Consider the following 19,558-nt stretch of genomic DNA (forward strand, 5'->3'; position numbering starts at 1 on the left):
CTCGCCTGCTGAAGGGCAGTGGGATAGGAGGACCTGCACTTAGGGCTATATCCTGTCGGGAACTTTCCCGAGCAGTTGACCTTTTATTACGAAGTATTACTTTAGATGTATAGTAATACTTTATATGGAGGTAAGGATGTCTATCGTCAAGATTACCCGAAAGGGTCAGGTTACGATACCTGCACAAATAAGGAAAAAACTTGGAACAGACTTCGTGGAGATAACCATAAGGGAAGGTGAGGTAGTAATAAAGCCGGTGAAAAAGCTCGGCGGAGCGCTTCAGAAATACGCTATCAAGGGGAAGCCCATAGAAGAGGTCATGAGGATGGAAAAGGAGGCTATGGCTAATGCCTTCAGAGAAAAACATTTCCCTGATTGATGCCAATGTGATTCTGAGATACCTCCTGAGGGATAACAAGGAGCTTTACGCCAAGGCGGAAGAGGTTTTTAACGATATGATGGAAGGGAAAACGAAAATTCTTATCCTTGAGTCTGTGATTGCGGAGGTCGTTTACGTTCTTCAGAGAATTTACAACGTGAGCAGGAAGGAGATCTCTGAGATTCTAAGGAAGCTAATAGAACTCAGAGGTGTGAAGGTCCACAACAAGGGACAGATGTTAAACGCCCTCGAGATATTTTCTGAGAAAAAGCTTGACTTTGTGGATTGTATTCTGTGCGCCCACAGGGAGGAGAATGAGGTAATCACCTTTGATAAGGGCCTAAGGAGGTGCTTAAGTGCCCATTAATCTCCTGAGGAGGTCTTCAACGCTCACATTTCTGTAAGCTTCCCTTCTGTGAAGTATCCCGAGTATGTAAACCGTGTCATCTTCCACTATGTAAATAACCCTGTAGCTTCCTGCTCTGAGCTTCCACAGGTCTCTGAGAGTTCCCTTTAATCTTTCTCCGTAAATCAGTGGTTCAGCAGTTAACTTCTCCTCTATTGCTTTCTTTATCTTTTCTTTAGTTTGCCTGTCAAGAGATTTTATGTCTTCTTTTACCTTAGGGTGGTATTTAATCCCATACTTCTTCATGAGTTAAGGTTTTCTCTTTTCTGAGTGTCTTTAGCCTCTCTTCTCCTACCTTTGCAAGCCCGATATCTTCTGCAAGACTCAAACCCAGCTCTATGTATCTCCTGACAACTGAAGATATACTTTCTCCCCTTTCTTCTGCAAGAGCTTTGAGAACCTCAAAAAGCTCATTGTCCACCACAACATTTACTCTTGGGTTCTTGGCAGGCATATTTTAAATGTAACACTTTTGATGAACCACAGCAAGTATCAAACAAGAGTTTTACTTAGCACTTTATCCTATGTTATAAAGGACGGTTTGGAGAAAATTCTCCAAACTAAAAAGGCAGAAGCAAATCTCTCGCGGTCCTCAAATGCTGAAGAGCCCTGTAAACCCTCACTATGCTCCTGAGAAGCTCCTTCGGGGCGAGGTCCTCTCTCCAACCCTGTATGTAGACCTTCTTTTTCTCCTGTGTGAAACCTCCCAGCTTCACCCACGGGTATTCCTTTCCCTTCTTCTTGACAGAAAACTCGCTCAGCCACACCGAAGCGTAGTCCTTCTGCGAGAGGTCCTCTATCCCCGCCTCCCTGCAGAGCTCCCTCAGTCTCTCCTCTGTTTCTGTTATAATTTTCTCCAGGGGCTTTGTCCGTTCCCTTTTCATTTCTTTCCCTCCTACAGCATCCGCGCCTCCTTGAGCTTCTATGAATTTTAAGGGATCTTCTTGTGTAAGAAGCACAGAAGTAATGTTTCTACGAAAAACAAGGCAACCAGTGCGACGGCGAACTTGAACCTTCCGGCGTATGAAAATCTTTTTGCAAAGTTCGGAATTCAGATCAACTCGTATAGAGAAAAAGAGACCTAAAATGTTCTTCCTATAATTTAGATTTATGATGGAAGAAAAAAGAGACCCCACGGCCGAACTCTTTTTACTTTTTAAGGGAAAGCCTGTCGTGATAAAGCGCACGGATGTTGGGGAAGTTAAGGGGACGCTCGTCTCTTACGATCCCGAGACGAGGACGGTCCACACGGATTCGGGTAAGGTCCTCGTGGAGAGGATCCACATGCTGAAGAGCCCTGCAAAGGTAAAGCCTAAGGAACCCGAAACTCCCTTTGAGAAGCTGGCCATGGAAAAGGAAGTTTTCCTCTACTTCATCGGAGGGGGTAGGAAGAGGGCAAAGTTCCGAGGAGACTACGTTTACTTCGTCCTCGTTAAAGACAAGGACATGGTAAAGGCCTACGCAAAGATAAGGATGGTGGGGCTCTCTCTGAGAAATCCCTTCAAAGGCATAGAGGGAGAGCCCGAGAGCGTTTCTTTTCCCATCCCCGGGAAGTGGAGGGAAGAGTTTGCCGAGCTCTTTCCTATAATTCAGGATGAGGTTGAGGAGGACAAAGTGTACGAGGTTGAGTTTCTTTTGAGGGACGGAAGGGTTGTAAAGGGATATTCTGCAAAGTTTTACCTTTCAAGCTTTTACAAGTTCAGAGTATTTGAAAACCCTGATCTCAAAGGCGTATCCCTCAACCTGTATCCCCATTCAATAGAGGATATAATCTCATTAGAAAACACAGGGGAGGAGTTCAGGTTGGCAGCGAAAAAGGAACCCTCCGGTCCCGGAGGGGAGTTTATAAATGGAGGTGATAAATGAAACGACGATGATCGAATGAAACGGCTTAAGAGCAAGTAAAAGAAGGGAGGCGTAAAGCCTCTCTTTCAACCCAGGTACTTAAAATTTTACGGGGTAGTTTGTCCCTTGTCAACCCCTTTTTACCTCCTCCGGTCGGAGGGTTCCGGGAAAAAAGGAGGAGGTAAGTAAGATGCTGGAACTTATTGAAAGATACGGAGTTTCTTCAATAGAGGCTCACATCCTTGAGCTTCTTCTGAAACTCTCAAAGAACGGCTGGGTCACCAATCTGACCTGCGGTCAGATAGCGAGAAAGCTCAGGATTTCGGTTTCAACCGTCAAGAGGTATCTGACAAAGCTTGAAGACAGGGGGCTCATTGAAAAAAGGACACTGCGAGCCGCGGACGGAAAGACGCGGCTCAACGTGAAAATCCAAATTGAGCCCCATATAAATAATAATTTTGTTGATCTATATAAACAACATAAACAACAACAAACAAATAATGGGGCTCAAATTGAACCCGGTGCCGGTATGAAACCTCTGGGCGATGAGGAGAAGGAGACTATCAGGTTGATAATTCAAAATGACCTGAGGCTCAAAAGGGTTCCTCTCCACAAGGCGGTCTTCTTCCTCCTGAACTCTCCCCTTTCCGAGGAGGAGACTCTTGAGCTTATAGAAAGGGTTGATTCCAACCTTGAGGTAAAGAACCCCGTTGGCTTTCTCGTGGTCTACCTGAAAGTGAGGAGGGAGACCTCCTCAAGGTGGGAGTGGCTCACCTCTCCCGACGAGGCTGTCCCCGAGGAGCTCCTTTCCTTCTACGAGGAGTGCCTGGAAGATAAGGAGAAGATGGAAGAAGAGGAACTCAGGAAGGAGCTTGCAGAGGAGATCCGTTCTTTTGCACAGGCCTACGGGCTGGAGCTTCCGGAGCTGGACGGGCTCTCTTCCGACGAGCTTGAAGCGCTGAAGAAGAGGCTCATCGTGGAGGCAGGGAAGAAGCTCCTCACGGAGAACCCGGAGCTGAAGCCGAAGTTCAGGAAGCTTTATGAGGACGTGAGGAGGATGCCCGGGGATAAGGAAATTAAGGAGTACATTTTCTACTCGGGAGTGGTTGAGTCTGCAGAGAGGTTGTGTGGAAGATAGGGTAGTTAGATTTTTGGGGTTTCAGGGAATGTCAATTTTCCTTCCTATAATTAGGAGTATGAGTGGAAAGAGGATGGATTACGAAAGGATAATGGACTGCATCTGTTTTTACACGGAGGAAAACGGAAACGGGTGGATGTCCTTTTACAAGCATCTCGGCGAGCTCTTTGCCGAGAGCTACAGGAAGGAGAGGAAGGAGAGGGTTGAAGAGAGGGAAACCTCCGGGCTCTGTGCTTCCTGCGGAGAGAAGGTTAAGGGAAAGGTCGTTTGCGTTGTCGATCCCCGGGGCAACATTCTCGCCAAGTTCTGCCCGGAATGCCTGGTTGAGTACCTCGAGGTCGCGGACGAGATAGTGTTTGATTTTTGGAAGGAGGGAGTTACGATGAATGCCGTAGAAGTTCCGGTATCGAAGATCCTCGTAAATGAAGAAATCCTCCCCAGGGAAGGGCTAAACAAAGAAGTGCTCTCAAGGTACGCGGAAACGATCCACGAACACATAGATGACATCCCGTTTCCGCCGATAACGGTCACTCCTGCTAAAGACAGATACCTTCTTATTGACGGACTTCACAGGCTTGAGGCTCACAGGATAACGGGAATGGAAAACATAAAAGCGGTCATCGTGGAGTGCAAAGACGAAGCCCAGATGGTTGAAAAGGCCCTTGTGGCAAACCTCAAGCACGGGCTCAGGCTCTCAAAAGAAGAAGAGATAAAGGTGGCAAGGAAGCTTTACAAGATGGGTTACTCCACGGCAAGGCTTGCCAAAATCCTCGGAAGGTCCAGAGGAACCATTGAGTACTGGATTGAAGATCAGATCAAGGAAAAAAAGCAGGAGAAGGAGAAAAAGATACAGGAAGCCGTTGAGATGGTGAAAAAGGGAACATCAATCAGGAAGGCGAGCGAAAAGGCGGGGGTTAGTAGAGACACAATAGCGGCAAGGCTGAAGAAAGAAAAAGAGCCTTCAAACGGTCAGGGCAAAGCTCCTGAGGAAAACCTGAAAGAAGAAAAGTGGCCTAATATGCTCAAAACTGAGCAAAGTAGGCCACCCCTGACGAGCACCTCTCAGACGGGGACTCCCAACGGGAAAGAAGTCGAGAGGCTTGAAAAAGAGATACTCAGGATGCTTGACGAGGCGGAGAGGCTCACATTAGAACTCCTGGAAATAGCTCCCGGTTCCTACAATCGGATTGAAGAGAAGGTGAGTAGGTTGATGGGAATCTTGAGATAGGTGTGTATCTCAGGAAGAGTATGAACAAAAGCAAATAGTTTGGAGAAAACACTCCAAACCAGAAAAAGTGACATTTGGAAAAGGCAAGAATATCCTTGAGAACCTCAAGGAGACAAGTATCTCCTTCACGGTGAGTTTGGAGAAAATTCTCCAAACAAAGATCACATTTTTAGGATGGAGTACGCACTGCCCTTGTACAACAAGAACTTCTCTAAACAGAACAAGTTCCCGGCGGATGTGGTATTTCGGAGCACACACGCGAGATCCTCCTTTTGTGTGTTTTATATATTTTTCTTATTTCCCTTAAATATTTTTCGTATTTTCTGCGTTGTAAATCGCCTGTGCCCCAGTGACTTATTTTTTCTATGGTAGACAAATTCCTGATGTATGGTGGACATTTTCCTGTCCTATGGTGGACAAATTCCTACCCAGTAGTGGACATATTTACCGACCATAGACAATATGGCCTATGGTTTGGAGAAGTTTCTCCAAACCACAAACCTAAAGCGTAAAAACCTCTCCTGTTCCTATACCCCCCTCTTCTCAAGGGCAACCTCAAGGAGCTCCGTCCACTTCATCTGCGGGTTTTCTTCTCTGAGCTTGTATATTTCTTCCTCCAGCTCAGGGTCCTTTACCTGTCCGTCGGGGAAGTAAATCATGTGCCGGAGGATCTCGTAAGCCGTGTCCTCTATCTCAAACTCATTCATGCTCTTTGCGACCGCAATTGGGCTCTTTATGTTGTCCTTTGTCCTGAGGTACTCAAGGATGACTTCTTTTATCTTGTCGGGGAGTTTCTCAAAAGGTTTTCCTTTGGGAAGTTTCTTAGGCTCTTTTCTTCCCTGCTTCTTAATAATTAGTTCTACAGCTACAACCTTCTTCCCTTGTTTTATCTCTCTAAAACTAAAAGAAATGTCCGTCTTCTCTTCAAGTTCTCTCTGAGCTTTGAGGAGCACCTTATTCTTGAAGTGTCCGTAAAGTCTATACTTGTCTTCTGCGCCAAGCAGTTCCTTCAGCTCATCTATTTTAAACACCCTCTTACCCACTTTTTCGTATTGCTTAAGAAGCTCATAGATTCTTATTGCATAAACACTTCTCAATCTCAGCACATATCTGAGCTGATACGTTGTAAAGTTCTTTCTCAAATGCAGGAGATAAGGTTCCAGGTCTTTTGAAAGAACTATTTCCAGCTCCCCCTTTCTTCCGTTGTACTCAGCCCTGTCTATCCACCCGGTAATTATGAATCCGTTTTCCTCGAGTTTCTGTATCTTTATGACACGTGAACGGAGCTTTTCCAGTGTCCTGGAAAGTGCCTCATACATACTTTCCCCATTAAGCTCCAGTATTCCTTTTAGATCCTTTACCTTTATCCTCGCAACAGGAAACCCGTTGTCCACCGGAGATATAAGTGATATGTAGGCAAGGATAAGACGGACCTCATTCAGCGTGAGTCTGTACTTCGCCTCTATTAACTTGTTTGACTTGGTTACCTTGTTATCCAGATTGAGAACTATAGTGGTTTCTTTCTTCATCCCTATCCCCCTTCCAAATTATCACCGGATTATACTATACCCCAAAAAGATGATATATCACCAGACATACCGCCAAACACCAAAAAGGTGATAGTTGACACCGAAAAAGTGATAATTGGCACCATAATGGTGATAGTTAACACCGAAAAGGTGATACTTCCCACCAAAAAGGTGATAGTTCCAAAAACGAAACACCAAAAAAGTGATAGTTGCTTGTGTGTAGGCTATGAACCTCAAAGGTTTGGCACTCCTGAAAACAAGAAGTAACAAATAAAATAAAGCTAAAACAATAAAACACACAAAAGGCCCGTCGTGTGTGCAGGGTGCCTGAAAAATCAGATTTACCGGGAAGCTATAAAGCCACGAGTACACCAAAAGCCTGTCGGAGAATGTTATGACAAAACTCTCGGTAAATATCACCTTTTTGGTGGATCTTCCTCAGTCAAACCAGAAACACCAAAAAAGTGATATTTCGAAGCCTAACGACTACAGCAGAAGGTTTGGAGTGGCTTCTCCGTGCAAATGTCACGTTTTTAGGATGGAGGTGCAGAAACGCAGGGCTTACACGGGACCCTGAGTTTGGAGAATTTTCTCCAAACTCAACCGATGCTAAACTGAAAAACGGAGGGAAGGAAATGGAAGTCGTGCCCACGGAAAAGCTCTTCGGTGAGCTCTTTGAAGCTTTCGTCTTTGACGAGAAGTTCCCGGGCCCGGGGAAGAGGATTGAGGTTTCCTACGAGGACGCTAAAAGGCTTGCGGAGAAGGTAAGGCAGGCCCTTGAAGAAAGTCCGGAACTTGCGGGGAGGCTTGAAGAGTGCGGAATGACCGCTTTCAAGGTGATGGCGGTATGGCTGGAGGAGACGGAGGCAAGGAAGAGGGACGAGAGGATAAGAAGGCTCATCCCTGAAAAGTACCGCAAATACTTTGAAAATCCCAACTTCTCCTACGAGATGTCCGCGGGCGATCTGATAAAAAGGGAGCTGGAAGACATGGAGACTGCTCCTGAATACACGGCAAAGAGCTCCATCGCTTACTGGGTTTTTGACGCAAAGGATTTCGGAGAGCCTGAAGTCTTTGAGATAAGGGATAACGTGCTCTACATCAACGGAAAGCGTGTAGCTGAGCCGGTGCAGGAAGGGGAAAGAACCTCAACGATAGGCTACCTCAAATATGTGCTCTCGGAAAAGGAGAGGAAGGAGTGGATAGAAGTGGTGGACTCGCTGGCTTTCTACGAGCCGGTTGTTGTAGTGTTCGACGAGATTGAAGAGGGAATCTTTGAGGTTTACTTCGGGTGAGAGCTGCTCCGGACAACTGAGCTTTTTCTTCTGGTTTGGAGAATTTTCTCCAAACTAAACCGAGTGCTAAACTAAGAAAGGAGGGAAAAGATGAAAAAAGACGTAGAAATAGTGCCTGTTGAGAAGCTCTTCGGGGAACTCTTTGAGGACTTCCTCTTCGACGAGGAGTTTCCGGGTCCGGGGAAGGCTATACAGCTCACCCTTGAAGAGGTGAGCGCCCTCGTGGAGAAGATAAACAGGAAGGCCGAGGAGGACCCTGAGTTCGCTAAGAGGCTGGAGAACATGTGGCTGGGAAAGGCCTGCAGGTACGTGCTCGTGATGCATAAGATCCTCACTCATTCGAAGAAGAAGCCCAAAACCGACCACATTCCCGAGAAGTACAGGAAGTACTTCAGTCCGGGAATTTACTACGAGTACCTGACGGAAGAGGAGAAAAAGGAGTGGCAGAAGGAAGCAGATAAGCTGCCGCTTCCTATAAACTGGATGGACTTTCACATCTTTGATCCTAAAGAGTTCGGAGAGCCGGAGATTCTGGAGGTCAAAAACAATCAGCTTTACATAAACGGGAAGCTGGCGGCGGACAAGCCCGTGGTTAACATGGAGCTGGACATCAAATACATGAAATACGAACCCTCCGAGGAAGAGAAGAAGGAGTGGAAGGAGATAGTGGAGGAGGAGCTTGAGTTCTATGAGCCTGTGTACGTGCTCATAGAAGAAGTGGAACCGGGCATGTTCTACTTCAGGTTCGCCTGAAAGAAGGGGGGCCGGGGAAAGAGTATTAATCCACTTTAATCTGTATAGCCTAGATACTCGTTTAGGGCTTCATAGAAGCCCCTCAAACCAATCGGATAAATAAAATAATCCACAAACCGTTTAAGTTGAGGATCATTAGCGACCCTCAATCTTGCTACTATACGTCCCCTCCTTTTCAGGAGGAGGACATCCTCAGACATAGGTATGCGTTCCACTTCCCATCCCCAATTCAGGGGATATGAGCTTATGGCGTCTCTTAGCTCGGAGACAGTCTTCACAATCTTCATCATCCCTGCTACCTCCTTTTGAGTTTTCTAGGCCCCCTAAAACCACAACATCCCGAAAAAAGGGAATAAAAAAGGGGGCCAAAAGAGGTAGCAGGTAGTTATTACCGTGTTCCCCCCTTCTTTCAAGCGAACCTATTCAGTTGTCAAGGAGCCAACAGCCACCTTCAAGGCTGTTCTGTATTAATTATAGGTTTTTCTTTTTTCTTTGTGCTTTCCACCTCAGACTGCCCCCCTACGCTTGAAGGCTCAATCTTCACGAGCTCGTATCCCTCCTCTTTGAGAAGCTCTTTGACGAAAGAAAATAGCTCCTCTTCCGTGAGATGGAAGCTCTTTGAAACGAAGTCAAATCTGTCGTAGAAAGCACTTGTGAAAAGCTCCGTAAAGTCGTTCACGTCTCCTTCAACGTAATCCGCAGAAAGAACCTTCCTGGTTTCCATGTCATCCTGGATAACGACTTCGGAATTGGAGAAAATAAGCGTGTCTCCGGCCTTTATCTCAACCTCCCTGTCCTTGCCGGAACTCCACACACGAAGCTTCCCTCCGGGGAGCTTCAATTTCACTATCATAGTTCTAAATTATAGAAAGGGGGATTAGCCATGAAGCTTCTGGTAGCGATTGTGCTTTCTATGGGATTTGCTTTTGCGGAACCGCTGGAAGATATGTCCTGCGAGGCTATATTCCACGCGTGGCTTGCCAAAAACAGGGGGGACCAGAAGGGCTACGATGTTTACGTGAAAACTGCAATTCAGACGTTGAAGGATGGTGCGAACCCGCTAGGTTCCTGTCGGTACCTCTTTTCTGAAATCAGAGGGCAGGTTTTCTCCAACTCAAGCACTCCTTATGAACTGGCGATACAACTATCTGTAATGCCGGTGATAAAGTTCATCTTTGAAGAGATGAAGATAAGTCCCCAGCAGCTTTACCCGGGTGGATGGGGAGCTCCTATAAACAGTCTTCCATGTGACGTGAAAGTGGTGAAGTACTTCTTAGATAAAGGATTGGATCCGAATTATGTGGCCAAAGATACAAAAGGACAGCCCAGAATAGATTCTTTCTTGGAACCCTTAGTGCTTAAATACACCGCACCCATTGCTTTTACAAAGAAAGAAGAGGATAGAATAAGAAAACAGTGCAAAGATGCGATAGAACTCGTCCTTAAAAGAGGCGGAGACCCTAATGCACCGGTATCAACCACCGGAAGTACGGTATTACACCTGCTTGAGAAGGAAAACGACCCCTACAATATGTACGAACTCTTTGTCAAACACGGAGCAAGAGAAGACATAAAAAATATAAAGGGGTATACGCCAAGAGACCTATACTACGGAAAAGCCAAGTAATCACTTTTCCTTTTTTTCTTCCTCCTCCTCCCAGCTATCGAGGGCCTCTATCGCTCTCCATATAACTATTCCGTCAAAGATGAACCAGAGTCCTCCTATCGTCATCAGAAGCCCTATGAAGAGAACCAGTGAAAGCCAGCCTTCGGTACCATAACTGAACAGGGCAGAGACAACCAGACAGAAAACGGTTATCGCAAAAAAAGTTCCCCAGAACCTATTGAACAGATATTGCTCAGCTGCCTTCTTCCCTTTCCTCGGATCTACTCCCAGTCTCCTCAGATACTCCAGGTCTTCCCTCATAGTATTTATAAGTATAGGAAGCTACCTTGAAAAATCACGGGGCGGGAGGCTCTCTCTTACCTCCGAACTGCTCGGAGCCCTTAGGCCAGGTCTCGCCCATCTGCTTCCTGCCGAGCTCATCCATCTCAGTCGCGTCCTGCTTGACTTTGTCCCCGACGTTGTGCATGTGAGGTCTGCTCTCGTTTTGCTCAACTTTTACAGCCTGCTGGGAAGCTTCACCCTTTCTGTCCTGCAGGATAGTATTCAGCTGGTCGTCTATATATCCAATAGCTATTTGAGCGTCTGCCCCACCTCTATACATCCGCACCGCATCATTAACTATCTTGGCTACTCTCTGCTTGGCCTGACTGTAAGTGTACATAGCTCCATCACTCTCTCCCGACTGCCAGCTCTTTCCTGTCTTCCCACTGAATTTAACAAGCCCAAATGGAGCTTTGAAACCCGTCCCTCCGCCGACTTCTCCCTTGGCGCTTTCGCCTACGCTTGTGGTCCTTGTATACTGCTTATCTCCGTATATGGTCGCATAGGTAGATAGCTGATTTATGAAGGCTTCCCTGAAGTTCTTGTCATTTGCAAGGTTGTTCATCAGCTGTCTGGCAACTTCGGGTGGGATCTGTCTCCTAGCTATCCCGCTGAGCAGCTGAACCGCGTTGCTCGTGTCTCCGGTGTTCATACCTGTCTGAACTGTATAGCTATCATCGTAAGTCGTCCTATTTCCTCTGCTCAAAGCATTCATAAAATCTTCCTTCACAGCATCACTCACCTGAACTCCCCCCGCCCCCTGAATGCTTACCACGTTTCCCTTGCTGTCCGTGGTCACGCTTCCCTCAAGGGTGTGCTGCTTGCCGTCCCTTCCCGTGTAGCTGAACACTCCGCTGTATGTGGTAACCATGTTGTCCCCGACTCCCTCGGTCTTGACAACTCCAGACTGCATGACAACTCCGCCTCCGAGGCTGACGGGTGCAGAGATACCTTTCTCGCTTCTTGCTATCACGGCGTTGCCGTTTCCATCAAACTTCATGGTCTTCACGGAGCCGTCCTTATCGGTGAACGTGAAGCCCTGAGCTCCTGCCATCCTCCTGAGGATCTCTGTCTGGCTGAGCCCTGTCTGATTGGAGAGGTCCGCAAGAAGGTTGTTCAGCCTGTAAGAGTCCCCGTACTGTCCCTTGACGGAAGCGCTCTGAAGGTAGTTGAACATCGCCATCCCGGCTTCTCTGTCGCTCGCATTCTTCGGGGCTATGCCCGTCTGCCTTGCAACGTTCGCAAGAGCCCTCCACCTTGAGAGAGCCCCGCTCTCGTTCATGTAGCTCATGAACTCCCTTGCGGCAGTTACGTCTCCTCCGAAATACCTGTTCGCAAAGTTCTGAAGCCCTTCCATGGTTCCCATATTAGACTGAGTGGACAGGTAGGCCAGCCTCTCTGCGGTCTGGTGGGGAGTGAGTCCGAGCCTCTGGGATGCGGCTCCGAAACCAAGAGCATCCCCGGTGCTCCTCATCTGGGAAATCTGAGAGCCGGCTTCAACTCGTGGAGCTCCGAGGGCTATCTGACCTCTGTTCCTGGGTCTGCTTTAAAGGATCTCCCTCACATACAGCCTCAAAGCTGTAAACCTGTTTTCCGGATAGAGCCACAGGTAAAGAGAGAGTGCGAACCTTACAAAGAGTCTCCTCACGGGCTCAAGGATGTAATCAACGAGCCTGTAGTCCGCCGTAAAGTCTTCCATAGCTTCAATGGCTTTCCTGACTCCCACAGCCTTTGCCCCCTCAACGTTTGCCTGGACCTCCCAGAACTCTATCACTACTCTTCTAACTACAAGCACGGGAAGTATTAGAGGCAGTGAGTATAAGAAAAAGGCCCAAATGTTTGCAAGGACCGCAAGGGCGCACAGTCCTTCCAGTATGAGTTTTTTCCTTGAGTGTTCGTTCTTGACGTGAGAGAGCTCGTGAGCGAGCATGAACTCCAGGAGTTCCCTCTTCCCGTTCACTATATCTTCTCCGATCAGTATTCTCTCTCCTCTCGTTGCGCACTTTTCCCCCTCAACAACGACTATCTCCGGAACCCTATCCATCCCCATCCTCCCCGCGAGGTCTTCCAGAAGGTCCATTTTTCGTAAAGGATTATATTTCTTTTGTATGAAGCGGGTAGTTGCTGAGTCCGCGAGACACTTCGAGAGGATCGCAGAAGATCTCAGGGGGAAGGATGTTGTTGTGGAGATCAGGAAGATAGAGGACGGTGAAGCCCTTTACCGGGCCACCTGCAAGCTTTTCGGCATAAAGCCTCGGGAGATACCCGAGGAAGAGAGGGAAAAGAGAAGGGTTTTCATGGACCTTCTCAAGCAGGCCTGCCGCAGGCATGGCCTCAGCCTGAAGGACGTTCCTTTCAGGCTCTACCGAGAAGGATATCTCGCCTGCAGGTACGGAAGCCTCGGCGACGTTGTTGATACCGTGTGCAGGATAGAGGATCAGCTGAGGAAATCCTTTGAATAAGGCAATACAAAACTTGAAAAAGAAGGAATTCAGTCGCTCCGCTCCCCGAAAAAAAGGAAGAAGGAAGGAAAAAAGGAATGAAGGAAATGGCTCCTTCGGAGCCATCGGAAAAGTGCCAATTTCGGCGAGCCAATTTCGGCATTATCCAAATATACGTATGTATATTTAACCCCCTTTTTTCGGAAAAAACGCTCGTATCAACGACCTCAGGTGTGCCAATTTCGGCATTATCCTTTACGCATAGCCAAAAATTTCCGTTCTTTTCCCCCTCGTGAAGTCCTTGTGCCTCAAGCGTTATAGCTTCGTCCAATTTCGGCATCGTCCTATACGCACAACCATATTCGGCACAGGGGTTCGTGGGAGCTTTGTGTGTCAAGGCTTAAAAAGGCAATTAGCCAATTTCGGCATTATCCTTTACGCACAACCAATTTCGGCAAACCCCCTTCCTATACTTAGTAGGTATGGAGAACGGGAAGAGAGATTCGGCAAAAATCAGGAAGCTGGAGACGCAGGAGAGGAAACTCCTCTACGGCAAGATGAACGCCCTGGACAGGGCGGTCCGGATGTACCTTGAGGAACGTTACTGCCTGACCCGGGAGATCCCCAGCCGGGACCACATCTACGCTTACCTAGTTATGAGGTTGGGCGGTAGCATAGAAAAGAAGTACGCAGCAAACCTTGCAATAACAAAAGCCATCCGCTCAATCAAACGCTCAACTCACAGGGAAAGGCTTGAAAGTTTCCTGGAGGAGCTCCGGGAAGCGGTGGAGCCGATAATGGAAAAGTACTCGGACATCCCTGAGTCAAAGAGGTACATCTGGGCAAGAACTTTACTGAGGGCGCTCAGGAATAAGAAGTAGCTACCACATCCTCCTGAGCTCCACCTTCGCCCTCTCCTGTTCTTTCTGTTCTTCAAAAGGAATCGCCCCGGCAGAGGAGAGAAGCCCTCTGAAAGAGCCGTTCCTCAGGCGGTGGCTCATTATCTTCTCTTCTCCCAAAAGTTCGAAAATATAAACTAGGAGAACAAGAACGAGATCCGACATAGTAAAAGTGTCGGGAACCTGCGAGAGCGGGGACAGGGGATACGGGTGGGGAGAGTACTTCATCCCCAAGTTCCATTTGAACACAAAGACACTCAGACACGGGCTCGAGGTAACCGTTATGGGCTATCAGACCGCAAAGGGAGTTCTTAAACCAGAGATAATAGTCTCTTCGGCAACCCAGTAATAACTACCGGAGTCTTGCTATAGTGTATGAAGCTGGCAATGTAGGTTGGTAATTTTCACTTGGATATCTTAGAAAAGCCTTCATAATTAGCCCTATGATGCTCAGAAAGGAGTTTCAGGAACACGCTCTCAAGGGGGTTCTATTTCCGGCTGTGTCCGAGTGGATAGCCTCATACGGAACGGCGGTAATAAACACTCCGCACAAGGGAAGCTTCGTGCTAAGTATGAAGATCCACGAGAGTCTGAAAGAAAACAGGCCCTGCGCGATGATAATAAACGTGCAGGACAAGGAACAGGCCGCAGACTACGCAAGAGAACTCCTGATAATGGAGATGACAACGATGTCAGGAGAAGAGCTGGATCGGCTTCTGACGATAGTGGTCAGGATGAGGAATGTTCTGGAGTCGGAAGAAGGAACGGAGTTCATAGAGGGTGTTATAACACACGGAGCTTACGAGACGGAAAACCTGAAGGGGCGCATAGAAGTCGTGTCCGACGACAGCAAAATCATAGATCTACTTCTCTCGAGTTGAGGTTATACTGTGTGAAGAGCCGTATATGTGGGCATTAATACTATTCTGTGTGAATGTCCTTTAAAAATATGCTCTGCTTACCATTTTTCTTCTGAAGGTTGTTTTTGAGAGCGTTGTAAGTAGCTCTGCAAGGAGACGATACACTATAAACATTATTCGCTATTTCAACAAAAGGAAAGAAGGTGAGGGAGTTACTACTAGGCTCGTCCTTGAACGTGTGGAGAGCGTGTGCTGTGCATATGGTGAATCGACACACACAAGGTCTATAAACCTTTGACAAAACAATCCTTACAAAGATATATCATCATTCTTATGCGGGCAGTTACTCGTAAATTACGGACCAAGCTCCCGTTGTTATTTCAGGAACGTCTTGGAACTCATAATATGCAAATAAATAAGCGATGAAATCGCGTATATTCCGTATCTTAAACTCCCCTTCTTTTATTCTTTCTCTAACTTTTCTTGCAAGCTCGTGGTAGTTGGTTTCTTTATGAAGCGAAATGTTCTCCGCTTGACTCCAAAACTCCTTCCAAGTCAGCTTCCTTTCCTGTCTATCCCTGCTTCCCGCAGGTCTTCCTACCTTTACTTCGTGTTCCCACAGCCAAGATAGGTCATATTCGGGTTCGTAATTATCTTGATCTTCTACTAACGCTTCTCTGACTTCCTTTATCGTGATTTTCTTCCTCTCAGGCTTAGGACTGGGGAATATGTCTTCTACTTGGAGCTTTATAAGTTTTGTAGAAGCCTCAAGGAACCTACCCGCCTCTTCAAAGTACTCCCATTCTTTCAGGTCTTCGGCTTCCTTTCTGAAAAGGGTTATCAGATATCCAAGGTCTATGTCAAAAGGATCAAGGCTTCCTTCTTCTATCTCCCTAATAACAAGCTCGTAAGGGGAAAATATCTGAGTTCCCTTCATCCGAGAACTCTCCTCAGCTCGGCAGGGGTGATTATCTTTATACCCTCAATTTCCCCGACGGAGATAAGGTCGCCGTCTCCGCTGACTATGTAGTCCGCCTTGCCTGACACCGCACACTCCAGAAACTTAATGTCATCTCTATCTCTACATATTTCTCTATTTACTTCTACAACCTCATTTATCACTTCTGCATAGGGCAGGACCTCAACGTAAATGAGGAAGTCTATCTCTTCATCCTCAAGACCGAATTTGGGATAGTGCAGGACCTTTACAAGCTCTTCAAGTGTGTCTTCAGAAAACAGGAGCCTGAACCTTCCGTCTTTCCATGCCTTTCGGATGAATTCAAGCCTGCCCCCGAACAGAAGGATCGATAGCACCACGTTTGTGTCCAGGACTACTCTGAGCTTCTTCTCGCCCACTTTACCGCTTCCTCAATATCCTTTCCTGTCAGCCTGGCCCTTTTTATCTTCTCCCTTATCTTTTCTATGGTCAGGTTTGACGGCACAGCTTTAACAGGTATAAGAACTATCCTGTCTTCTTCCGCCCTCACCTCAAAATACTCCGCCGAAGGAAACCTTTTTAGAACCTCTTTAGGGAGTGTGATTTGATTTTTGGAGGTTTTCTTTACTAACATGTCTTGCCTCCTTACTTTTAGAAAGTAAGGAAATATTACTCTATGTCAAGAAGATCCAGCCGCTTGTGTTTTGTATAACCTCTTGTAATTTGTTTTGCATGGGATGGGTTGCAAAGGTAGGTAAACGTTACCAGATAGTCATACCCAAGGAGATAAGGAAAGCTCTCGGTATAAAGGAAGGAGACTGGGTATTGTTTGAGATAGAGGGAGACGAGATCAGGGTAAGGAAGCTCAGGAACTTCCTTGAGCTTGAGGGGAGTTTGAAGGGTAAATCTCTCAGCCCTGAAGAGATAAGGGAAGAAGCGGCAGAGGAAATAGCAAGGGATGTCCTATGAAGGGATACTTGACACAAACCTCTTTATTCGCTACCTCCATGACGGGACACCGGAGGAAAAGGAGAAGTTCAGGAACCTGATAGAGAGAGCGAGGAGTAAAGGGACTACCTTCTACATTCCCTTCATAGTGGTTGTGGAGATGGTCTATGTCCTTGAGAGGGTTTACGGGCTTCCGAAAGCCCGGGTAAGGGAAATGGTAGAGAACATCCTTACCCTCCCGGTAGAGGTAGAGAACCTTGATGTGGTCCTCACAGCCTTTGCTCTCTACGAGGAGAAAAACCTCAAGTTCGGAGATGCTCTTGTTCTTGCAACCGCTAAGGTAAAGGAGATAACTCCAATTTACACATTTGATAAGGACTTCAGGAAGTTCAGTGAGGCAAGAGTACTTTGAGATGGTAGTATAATCTTGGACAATGGTTATGGGTGATGTATTCAGCACGGAAGAAGTTATAGAGTATTTGGTGGACAGGGTTATAACTTCGTCAGAAGAAATGAAAAAACCTATGGCTTTTTCAGAAGTGGAGCAAATCGTAAAGGAGCTTTACGAGAAAATCCAAGTAGATAGTGAGTTTGCAAAAGCAATATACGAGGATATGAGAAAGTGGAAAGCACAAAAGCAGGGATAATCATTCAGTAAGAGCCTTCCTCCTTACAAAACACAACCCTCTGGTTGTTCCTTCCCACCGCCTGATAACAGCCTTCCGAATAGCTCGTGAACCTGAATACTGTCCTGCAAGCTGAACTAAACAGTGTCCTCTTTACCTGTGGGTTGTCAATTATCAGCTTTCCGCCTTCTGCTTTCCATACATAATTGCTCTTTAGATAGTGGTTGCAACAGCTACCCAAAAACGTAGACATTAGTAAACATTGGTAGCTGTTGCTTTAGGGACTCCGCTAAAGTTTAGTCTCCTTTTTCGGAGACCTTTCAGCGAAATCCCCATCCGCACCACAGAGCGGGCTTTCCCACCTCCATGTAGGAGATGGGACAGGTAGAGAAAGTGCTGGTTGAATACCGCATTTATATCAGCATTCACTTCGTATCCGCACCGAGTGCACCCAAAGAGTGCCTTAGAGCCTTTGGGAGAGAACCTCTCTCCCTTTGACCCACATACAGAGCACCTCTTTGAGGTGTAGTGCGGATACACAAAACCTATACCGTATCCGTTCTCAAGTGAAAGATACTCCACCCTCTCATGAATGCTTCTCCTCATCCAGTAACCCAGCTTCCTGTTCAGTTTCCTTCTCCTTCCTTTCCTTCCCTTCAAACCTTTCAGTTTCTCAAATACTACTACCACCTCTCCCCTACCCTTAAAGTCAAGTGCTACCTCGTTTATCTCCTTCGCTACCTTCATGGCTATGTCCCTGTTTAAGTTACTGATCTTCTCCCACAGTTTCCTGTTGTCCCCCTTCTGGGGTTTTCTACCCGTAAGAGCCTGCTTTTTCCTTATCTCCTCAAGCAGATGGTCTCTCTTGCAGACTAACCTCATTATCTCCCCGTTTATAAACTTCACCCCATAAAGCTTACTATCTTTCCTTTCCCAATCTATCTCAAATATTCCTATGCATGCAAGGTTCCTCTGAACGTTAAGGTCCACGTTTATCACGTATTTCGGTCTTTTTGGTTTTTTCTTCTTGACCTCTTTCTCCAAGGTCAGAGCTACGTAAAAGTCTTCTCCCCTCTTTATCAGGGTTGCTGTCTTTTTGCTTCCACCCATCAAGCTCAAGTTCTCTCAGCTTCTTATAAAACCTCCTGTAAGGTTTGACAGGATAGTTCACAAACTCGTAGTTTCCTCTCTCATCTATAACCTTCAATCTCACAAAGGCATACTCTTTACACTGCGAAAGCAAATCCTCAAACTCTACGTCCGTGGAGTAGTAGGTAAGGGAAAAGCTCTGAGGGTTCGGATAAGAGGGTTTTGAGTGTCCGAGCTCCTTCCCCTCTCTGTGCCACCTGTGGAGGTTGGAAAGGTAGCTCTTTGCCATTCCCACCGCTTTGTTTATAGCACTCCTTCTTATGCTAGTCTGGACACCTAAGAAGATTGGGTAAGGGGGCTGAGGGTGAGCTTTTGTGGGAACGGTATTCTCCTCAAGGAAGGTAAGAGCACTCTTGCTGTCCATACACGCTATCCGATACATACCGAGCTTGAGGATAACCTCAAGGTAGAACTTCAGAACCTCTGCATAAAGGTTTATGGTGTTTTCCAGCTTCTGTCTCTTGCCCTTGTTGGGTTCTACAACCTTAATGAGGAGCGTTTTGTGGAGCTTCATCTTCAAGTATCTCCTTGACCTTCTTGAACTTCTGAGACCTTACCCCGTAAATCCTTGCGGTGAAGGAGGTAATAATAGTTATCAGGTCTTCTACAAGCTCGTGCATTTTATCCTTGCTCATTTTACTCTCTACGGTTATAAGCTCCGCTCCGTATTCTTTGAGGAGTGCTTTCACGTATTCAAGTCCAAACCTTGTAAGTCTGTCGTGAAATTCCACTATCACGTAAGGTATGTGATTTTCTTTGACAAACCCCATCATCTTCCAGAAGCTCTTACGCTTATCGTTTATTCCGCTTGCAGTATCTTTGAAAACCTTAACTACTTCGTAGTTGTTCTCTTTAGCCCACCTGAGTAGTCTTTCTACCTGCCTTTCAAGATTTCCATCTTTATCCTGCTTTTGGGAACTGACTCTTGCGTAAATTACAGCTCTTCTATCGTTGGCCATTTGTTTGAGAATTCTTCTTACCTCTGACATGGGTATTCTTCTTCTGCCTTTGGGAGTTCTGACTGTTTTGATAAGTCCTTGTTTGTCCCACCTCTGCAGAGTTCTCGTAGAGACTCCCAATAGCTTTCCTGCCTGCTTAGGACTTAAAAGTTCTTCGTTCACGGGTATTAATGTATGCACTTAATACTTTATAGTCAAGTGTCTATGTATGACTATGA

General features: G+C 46.6%; 31 protein-coding genes. 14 read left to right on the forward strand and 17 right to left on the reverse strand.

The window, feature by feature from the left end; translation table 11 throughout:
* Positions 1–136: 136 nt before the first annotated feature.
* Together HG1285_RS17435 and HG1285_RS08665 are read left to right on the forward strand one after the other, a co-directional pair.
* Positions 137–379 (forward strand): AbrB/MazE/SpoVT family DNA-binding domain-containing protein, encoded by a 243-nt coding sequence (locus HG1285_RS17435; protein ID WP_008287623.1) that lies wholly within the window; start codon positions 137–139, stop codon positions 377–379.
* The gene (locus tag HG1285_RS08665; RefSeq protein ID WP_008287624.1) at positions 348–746 is read left to right on the forward strand and encodes a PIN domain-containing protein; all 399 of its coding nucleotides are present in this window, start codon (positions 348–350) and stop codon (positions 744–746) included. The genes HG1285_RS17435 and HG1285_RS08665 overlap by 32 nt, the downstream gene beginning before the upstream one ends.
* Here the strand turns inward: HG1285_RS08665 and HG1285_RS08660 are convergent.
* The 3 genes from HG1285_RS08660 to HG1285_RS08650 form a co-directional block, all read right to left on the reverse strand.
* Complete coding sequence (locus HG1285_RS08660) at positions 732–1,031, reverse strand: type II toxin-antitoxin system RelE/ParE family toxin (protein WP_008287625.1); 300 nt, start codon at positions 1,029–1,031, stop codon at positions 732–734. The two genes, HG1285_RS08665 and HG1285_RS08660, sit on opposite strands and share 15 nt — an antisense overlap.
* Positions 1,012–1,239, reverse strand: coding sequence for a ribbon-helix-helix protein, CopG family (locus tag HG1285_RS08655; protein WP_008287626.1), 228 nt, complete (start codon positions 1,237–1,239; stop codon positions 1,012–1,014). Before HG1285_RS08655 ends, HG1285_RS08660 begins: the two co-directional genes overlap by 20 nt.
* Positions 1,240–1,345: 106 nt before the next feature.
* The gene (locus tag HG1285_RS08650; protein WP_008287627.1) at positions 1,346–1,669 is read right to left on the reverse strand and encodes a hypothetical protein; all 324 of its coding nucleotides are present in this window, start codon (positions 1,667–1,669) and stop codon (positions 1,346–1,348) included.
* 226 nt (positions 1,670–1,895) lie between these two features.
* On the opposite strand from HG1285_RS08650, the gene HG1285_RS08645 reads away from it, so the two are divergent.
* From HG1285_RS08645 to HG1285_RS08635, 3 genes are all read left to right on the forward strand, one after another.
* Entirely contained in the window at positions 1,896–2,651 is a 756-nt protein-coding gene (locus tag HG1285_RS08645) for a hypothetical protein (protein WP_008287628.1), read from the forward strand.
* A gap of 169 nt (positions 2,652–2,820) precedes the next feature.
* Positions 2,821–3,768, forward strand: a complete 948-nt coding sequence (locus HG1285_RS08640) for a winged helix-turn-helix transcriptional regulator (RefSeq protein WP_008287629.1) — start codon at positions 2,821–2,823, stop codon at positions 3,766–3,768.
* The gene (locus HG1285_RS08635) at positions 3,758–4,996 is read left to right on the forward strand and encodes a ParB N-terminal domain-containing protein (protein WP_157560597.1); all 1,239 of its coding nucleotides are present in this window, start codon (positions 3,758–3,760) and stop codon (positions 4,994–4,996) included. Before HG1285_RS08640 ends, HG1285_RS08635 begins: the two co-directional genes overlap by 11 nt.
* Positions 4,997–5,523: 527 nt before the next feature.
* Here HG1285_RS08635 and HG1285_RS17440 read toward each other — a convergent pair.
* A complete protein-coding gene (locus HG1285_RS17440; protein ID WP_008287631.1) occupies positions 5,524–6,525 on the reverse strand; it encodes a replication initiation protein in 1,002 nt (333 codons plus the stop codon).
* A gap of 500 nt (positions 6,526–7,025) precedes the next feature.
* Between HG1285_RS17440 and HG1285_RS08630 the strand changes: the two genes are divergently transcribed.
* Positions 7,026–7,820 carry a hypothetical protein gene (locus HG1285_RS08630; protein ID WP_157560599.1) on the forward strand — a complete coding sequence of 265 codons (795 nt, stop codon included), beginning with the start codon at positions 7,026–7,028 and terminating at the stop codon, positions 7,818–7,820.
* A 90-nt stretch (positions 7,821–7,910) separates the two neighbouring features.
* Positions 7,911–8,573, forward strand: a complete 663-nt coding sequence (locus HG1285_RS08625) for a hypothetical protein (protein WP_008287633.1) — start codon at positions 7,911–7,913, stop codon at positions 8,571–8,573.
* A gap of 35 nt (positions 8,574–8,608) precedes the next feature.
* On the opposite strand, the gene HG1285_RS08620 is transcribed toward HG1285_RS08625, so the two are convergent.
* Together HG1285_RS08620 and HG1285_RS08615 are read right to left on the reverse strand one after the other, a co-directional pair.
* Positions 8,609–8,863, reverse strand: coding sequence for a hypothetical protein (locus HG1285_RS08620; protein ID WP_008287634.1), 255 nt, complete (start codon positions 8,861–8,863; stop codon positions 8,609–8,611).
* A 161-nt stretch (positions 8,864–9,024) separates the two neighbouring features.
* Complete coding sequence (locus HG1285_RS08615; RefSeq protein ID WP_008287635.1) at positions 9,025–9,426, reverse strand: hypothetical protein; 402 nt, start codon at positions 9,424–9,426, stop codon at positions 9,025–9,027.
* A 30-nt stretch (positions 9,427–9,456) separates the two neighbouring features.
* Between HG1285_RS08615 and HG1285_RS08610 the strand changes: the two genes are divergently transcribed.
* Positions 9,457–10,200, forward strand: coding sequence for an ankyrin repeat domain-containing protein (locus tag HG1285_RS08610; RefSeq protein WP_008287636.1), 744 nt, complete (start codon positions 9,457–9,459; stop codon positions 10,198–10,200).
* Here the strand turns inward: HG1285_RS08610 and HG1285_RS08605 are convergent, their stop codons facing one another.
* The 3 genes from HG1285_RS08605 to HG1285_RS08595 form a co-directional block, all read right to left on the reverse strand.
* Positions 10,201–10,500, reverse strand: coding sequence for a hypothetical protein (locus HG1285_RS08605; RefSeq protein WP_008287637.1), 300 nt, complete (start codon positions 10,498–10,500; stop codon positions 10,201–10,203).
* 34 nt (positions 10,501–10,534) lie between these two features.
* Positions 10,535–11,995 (reverse strand): hypothetical protein, encoded by a 1,461-nt coding sequence (locus tag HG1285_RS08600; protein WP_008287638.1) that lies wholly within the window; start codon positions 11,993–11,995, stop codon positions 10,535–10,537.
* Positions 11,996–12,067: 72 nt separating this feature from the next.
* The gene (locus HG1285_RS08595; RefSeq protein ID WP_198005438.1) at positions 12,068–12,565 is read right to left on the reverse strand and encodes a M48 family metalloprotease; all 498 of its coding nucleotides are present in this window, start codon (positions 12,563–12,565) and stop codon (positions 12,068–12,070) included.
* A gap of 64 nt (positions 12,566–12,629) precedes the next feature.
* Here HG1285_RS08595 and HG1285_RS08590 point away from each other — a divergent pair, with 64 nt between their 5' ends.
* Positions 12,630–12,983, forward strand: a complete 354-nt coding sequence (locus HG1285_RS08590) for a hypothetical protein (RefSeq protein ID WP_008287640.1) — start codon at positions 12,630–12,632, stop codon at positions 12,981–12,983.
* Between the two features lie 461 nt (positions 12,984–13,444).
* A complete protein-coding gene (locus HG1285_RS08585; RefSeq protein ID WP_008287642.1) occupies positions 13,445–13,843 on the forward strand; it encodes a hypothetical protein in 399 nt (132 codons plus the stop codon).
* On the opposite strand, the gene HG1285_RS08580 is transcribed toward HG1285_RS08585, so the two are convergent.
* Positions 13,844–14,089 carry a hypothetical protein gene (locus HG1285_RS08580; RefSeq protein ID WP_157560601.1) on the reverse strand — a complete coding sequence of 82 codons (246 nt, stop codon included), beginning with the start codon at positions 14,087–14,089 and terminating at the stop codon, positions 13,844–13,846.
* A gap of 215 nt (positions 14,090–14,304) precedes the next feature.
* On the opposite strand from HG1285_RS08580, the gene HG1285_RS08575 reads away from it, so the two are divergent.
* A complete protein-coding gene (locus HG1285_RS08575) occupies positions 14,305–14,742 on the forward strand; it encodes a hypothetical protein (RefSeq protein WP_032496703.1) in 438 nt (145 codons plus the stop codon).
* Between the two features lie 322 nt (positions 14,743–15,064).
* Here HG1285_RS08575 and HG1285_RS08570 read toward each other — a convergent pair whose 3' ends face one another.
* Genes HG1285_RS08570 through HG1285_RS08560 form a run of 3 tightly spaced genes read right to left on the reverse strand, consistent with a single transcriptional unit; the run spans position 15,065 to position 16,292 of the window.
* Positions 15,065–15,658 (reverse strand): hypothetical protein, encoded by a 594-nt coding sequence (locus HG1285_RS08570; RefSeq protein WP_008287646.1) that lies wholly within the window; start codon positions 15,656–15,658, stop codon positions 15,065–15,067.
* Entirely contained in the window at positions 15,655–16,077 is a 423-nt protein-coding gene (locus HG1285_RS08565) for a putative toxin-antitoxin system toxin component, PIN family (protein ID WP_008287647.1), read from the reverse strand. The genes HG1285_RS08570 and HG1285_RS08565 overlap by 4 nt, the downstream gene beginning before the upstream one ends.
* Positions 16,053–16,292, reverse strand: a complete 240-nt coding sequence (locus HG1285_RS08560) for an AbrB/MazE/SpoVT family DNA-binding domain-containing protein (RefSeq protein WP_008287648.1) — start codon at positions 16,290–16,292, stop codon at positions 16,053–16,055. The genes HG1285_RS08565 and HG1285_RS08560 overlap by 25 nt, the downstream gene beginning before the upstream one ends.
* Positions 16,293–16,390: 98 nt before the next feature.
* Between HG1285_RS08560 and HG1285_RS08555 the strand changes: the two genes are divergently transcribed.
* From HG1285_RS08555 to HG1285_RS08550, 3 genes are read left to right on the forward strand one after another with little or no spacing between them, the layout of a single operon-like run.
* On the forward strand, positions 16,391–16,627 hold the full coding sequence (locus HG1285_RS08555; protein WP_008287649.1) for an AbrB/MazE/SpoVT family DNA-binding domain-containing protein: 237 nt from the start codon (positions 16,391–16,393) through the stop codon (positions 16,625–16,627).
* Complete coding sequence (locus tag HG1285_RS18810) at positions 16,617–17,018, forward strand: PIN domain-containing protein (RefSeq protein WP_008287650.1); 402 nt, start codon at positions 16,617–16,619, stop codon at positions 17,016–17,018. The genes HG1285_RS08555 and HG1285_RS18810 overlap by 11 nt, the downstream gene beginning before the upstream one ends.
* 22 nt (positions 17,019–17,040) lie before the next feature.
* Entirely contained in the window at positions 17,041–17,253 is a 213-nt protein-coding gene (locus HG1285_RS08550; RefSeq protein WP_008287651.1) for a hypothetical protein, read from the forward strand.
* A 4-nt stretch (positions 17,254–17,257) separates the two neighbouring features.
* Here the strand turns inward: HG1285_RS08550 and HG1285_RS19475 are convergent, their stop codons facing one another.
* The 4 genes from HG1285_RS19475 to HG1285_RS17455 all read right to left on the reverse strand — a co-directional run bounded on the left by HG1285_RS19475 (position 17,258) and on the right by HG1285_RS17455 (position 19,520).
* A complete protein-coding gene (locus HG1285_RS19475) occupies positions 17,258–17,485 on the reverse strand; it encodes a hypothetical protein (protein WP_157560603.1) in 228 nt (75 codons plus the stop codon).
* The gene (locus tag HG1285_RS20235; protein WP_343122632.1) at positions 17,485–18,114 is read right to left on the reverse strand and encodes a zinc ribbon domain-containing protein; all 630 of its coding nucleotides are present in this window, start codon (positions 18,112–18,114) and stop codon (positions 17,485–17,487) included. The genes HG1285_RS19475 and HG1285_RS20235 overlap by 1 nt, the downstream gene beginning before the upstream one ends.
* A 97-nt stretch (positions 18,115–18,211) precedes the next feature.
* On the reverse strand, positions 18,212–18,895 hold the full coding sequence (locus HG1285_RS20240) for a hypothetical protein (protein WP_008287653.1): 684 nt from the start codon (positions 18,893–18,895) through the stop codon (positions 18,212–18,214).
* The gene (locus HG1285_RS17455) at positions 18,867–19,520 is read right to left on the reverse strand and encodes an IS607 family transposase (RefSeq protein WP_083793067.1); all 654 of its coding nucleotides are present in this window, start codon (positions 19,518–19,520) and stop codon (positions 18,867–18,869) included. Before HG1285_RS17455 ends, HG1285_RS20240 begins: the two co-directional genes overlap by 29 nt.
* Positions 19,521–19,558: the final 38 nt, after the last annotated feature.

Source organism: Hydrogenivirga sp. 128-5-R1-1, from assembly GCF_000171895.1.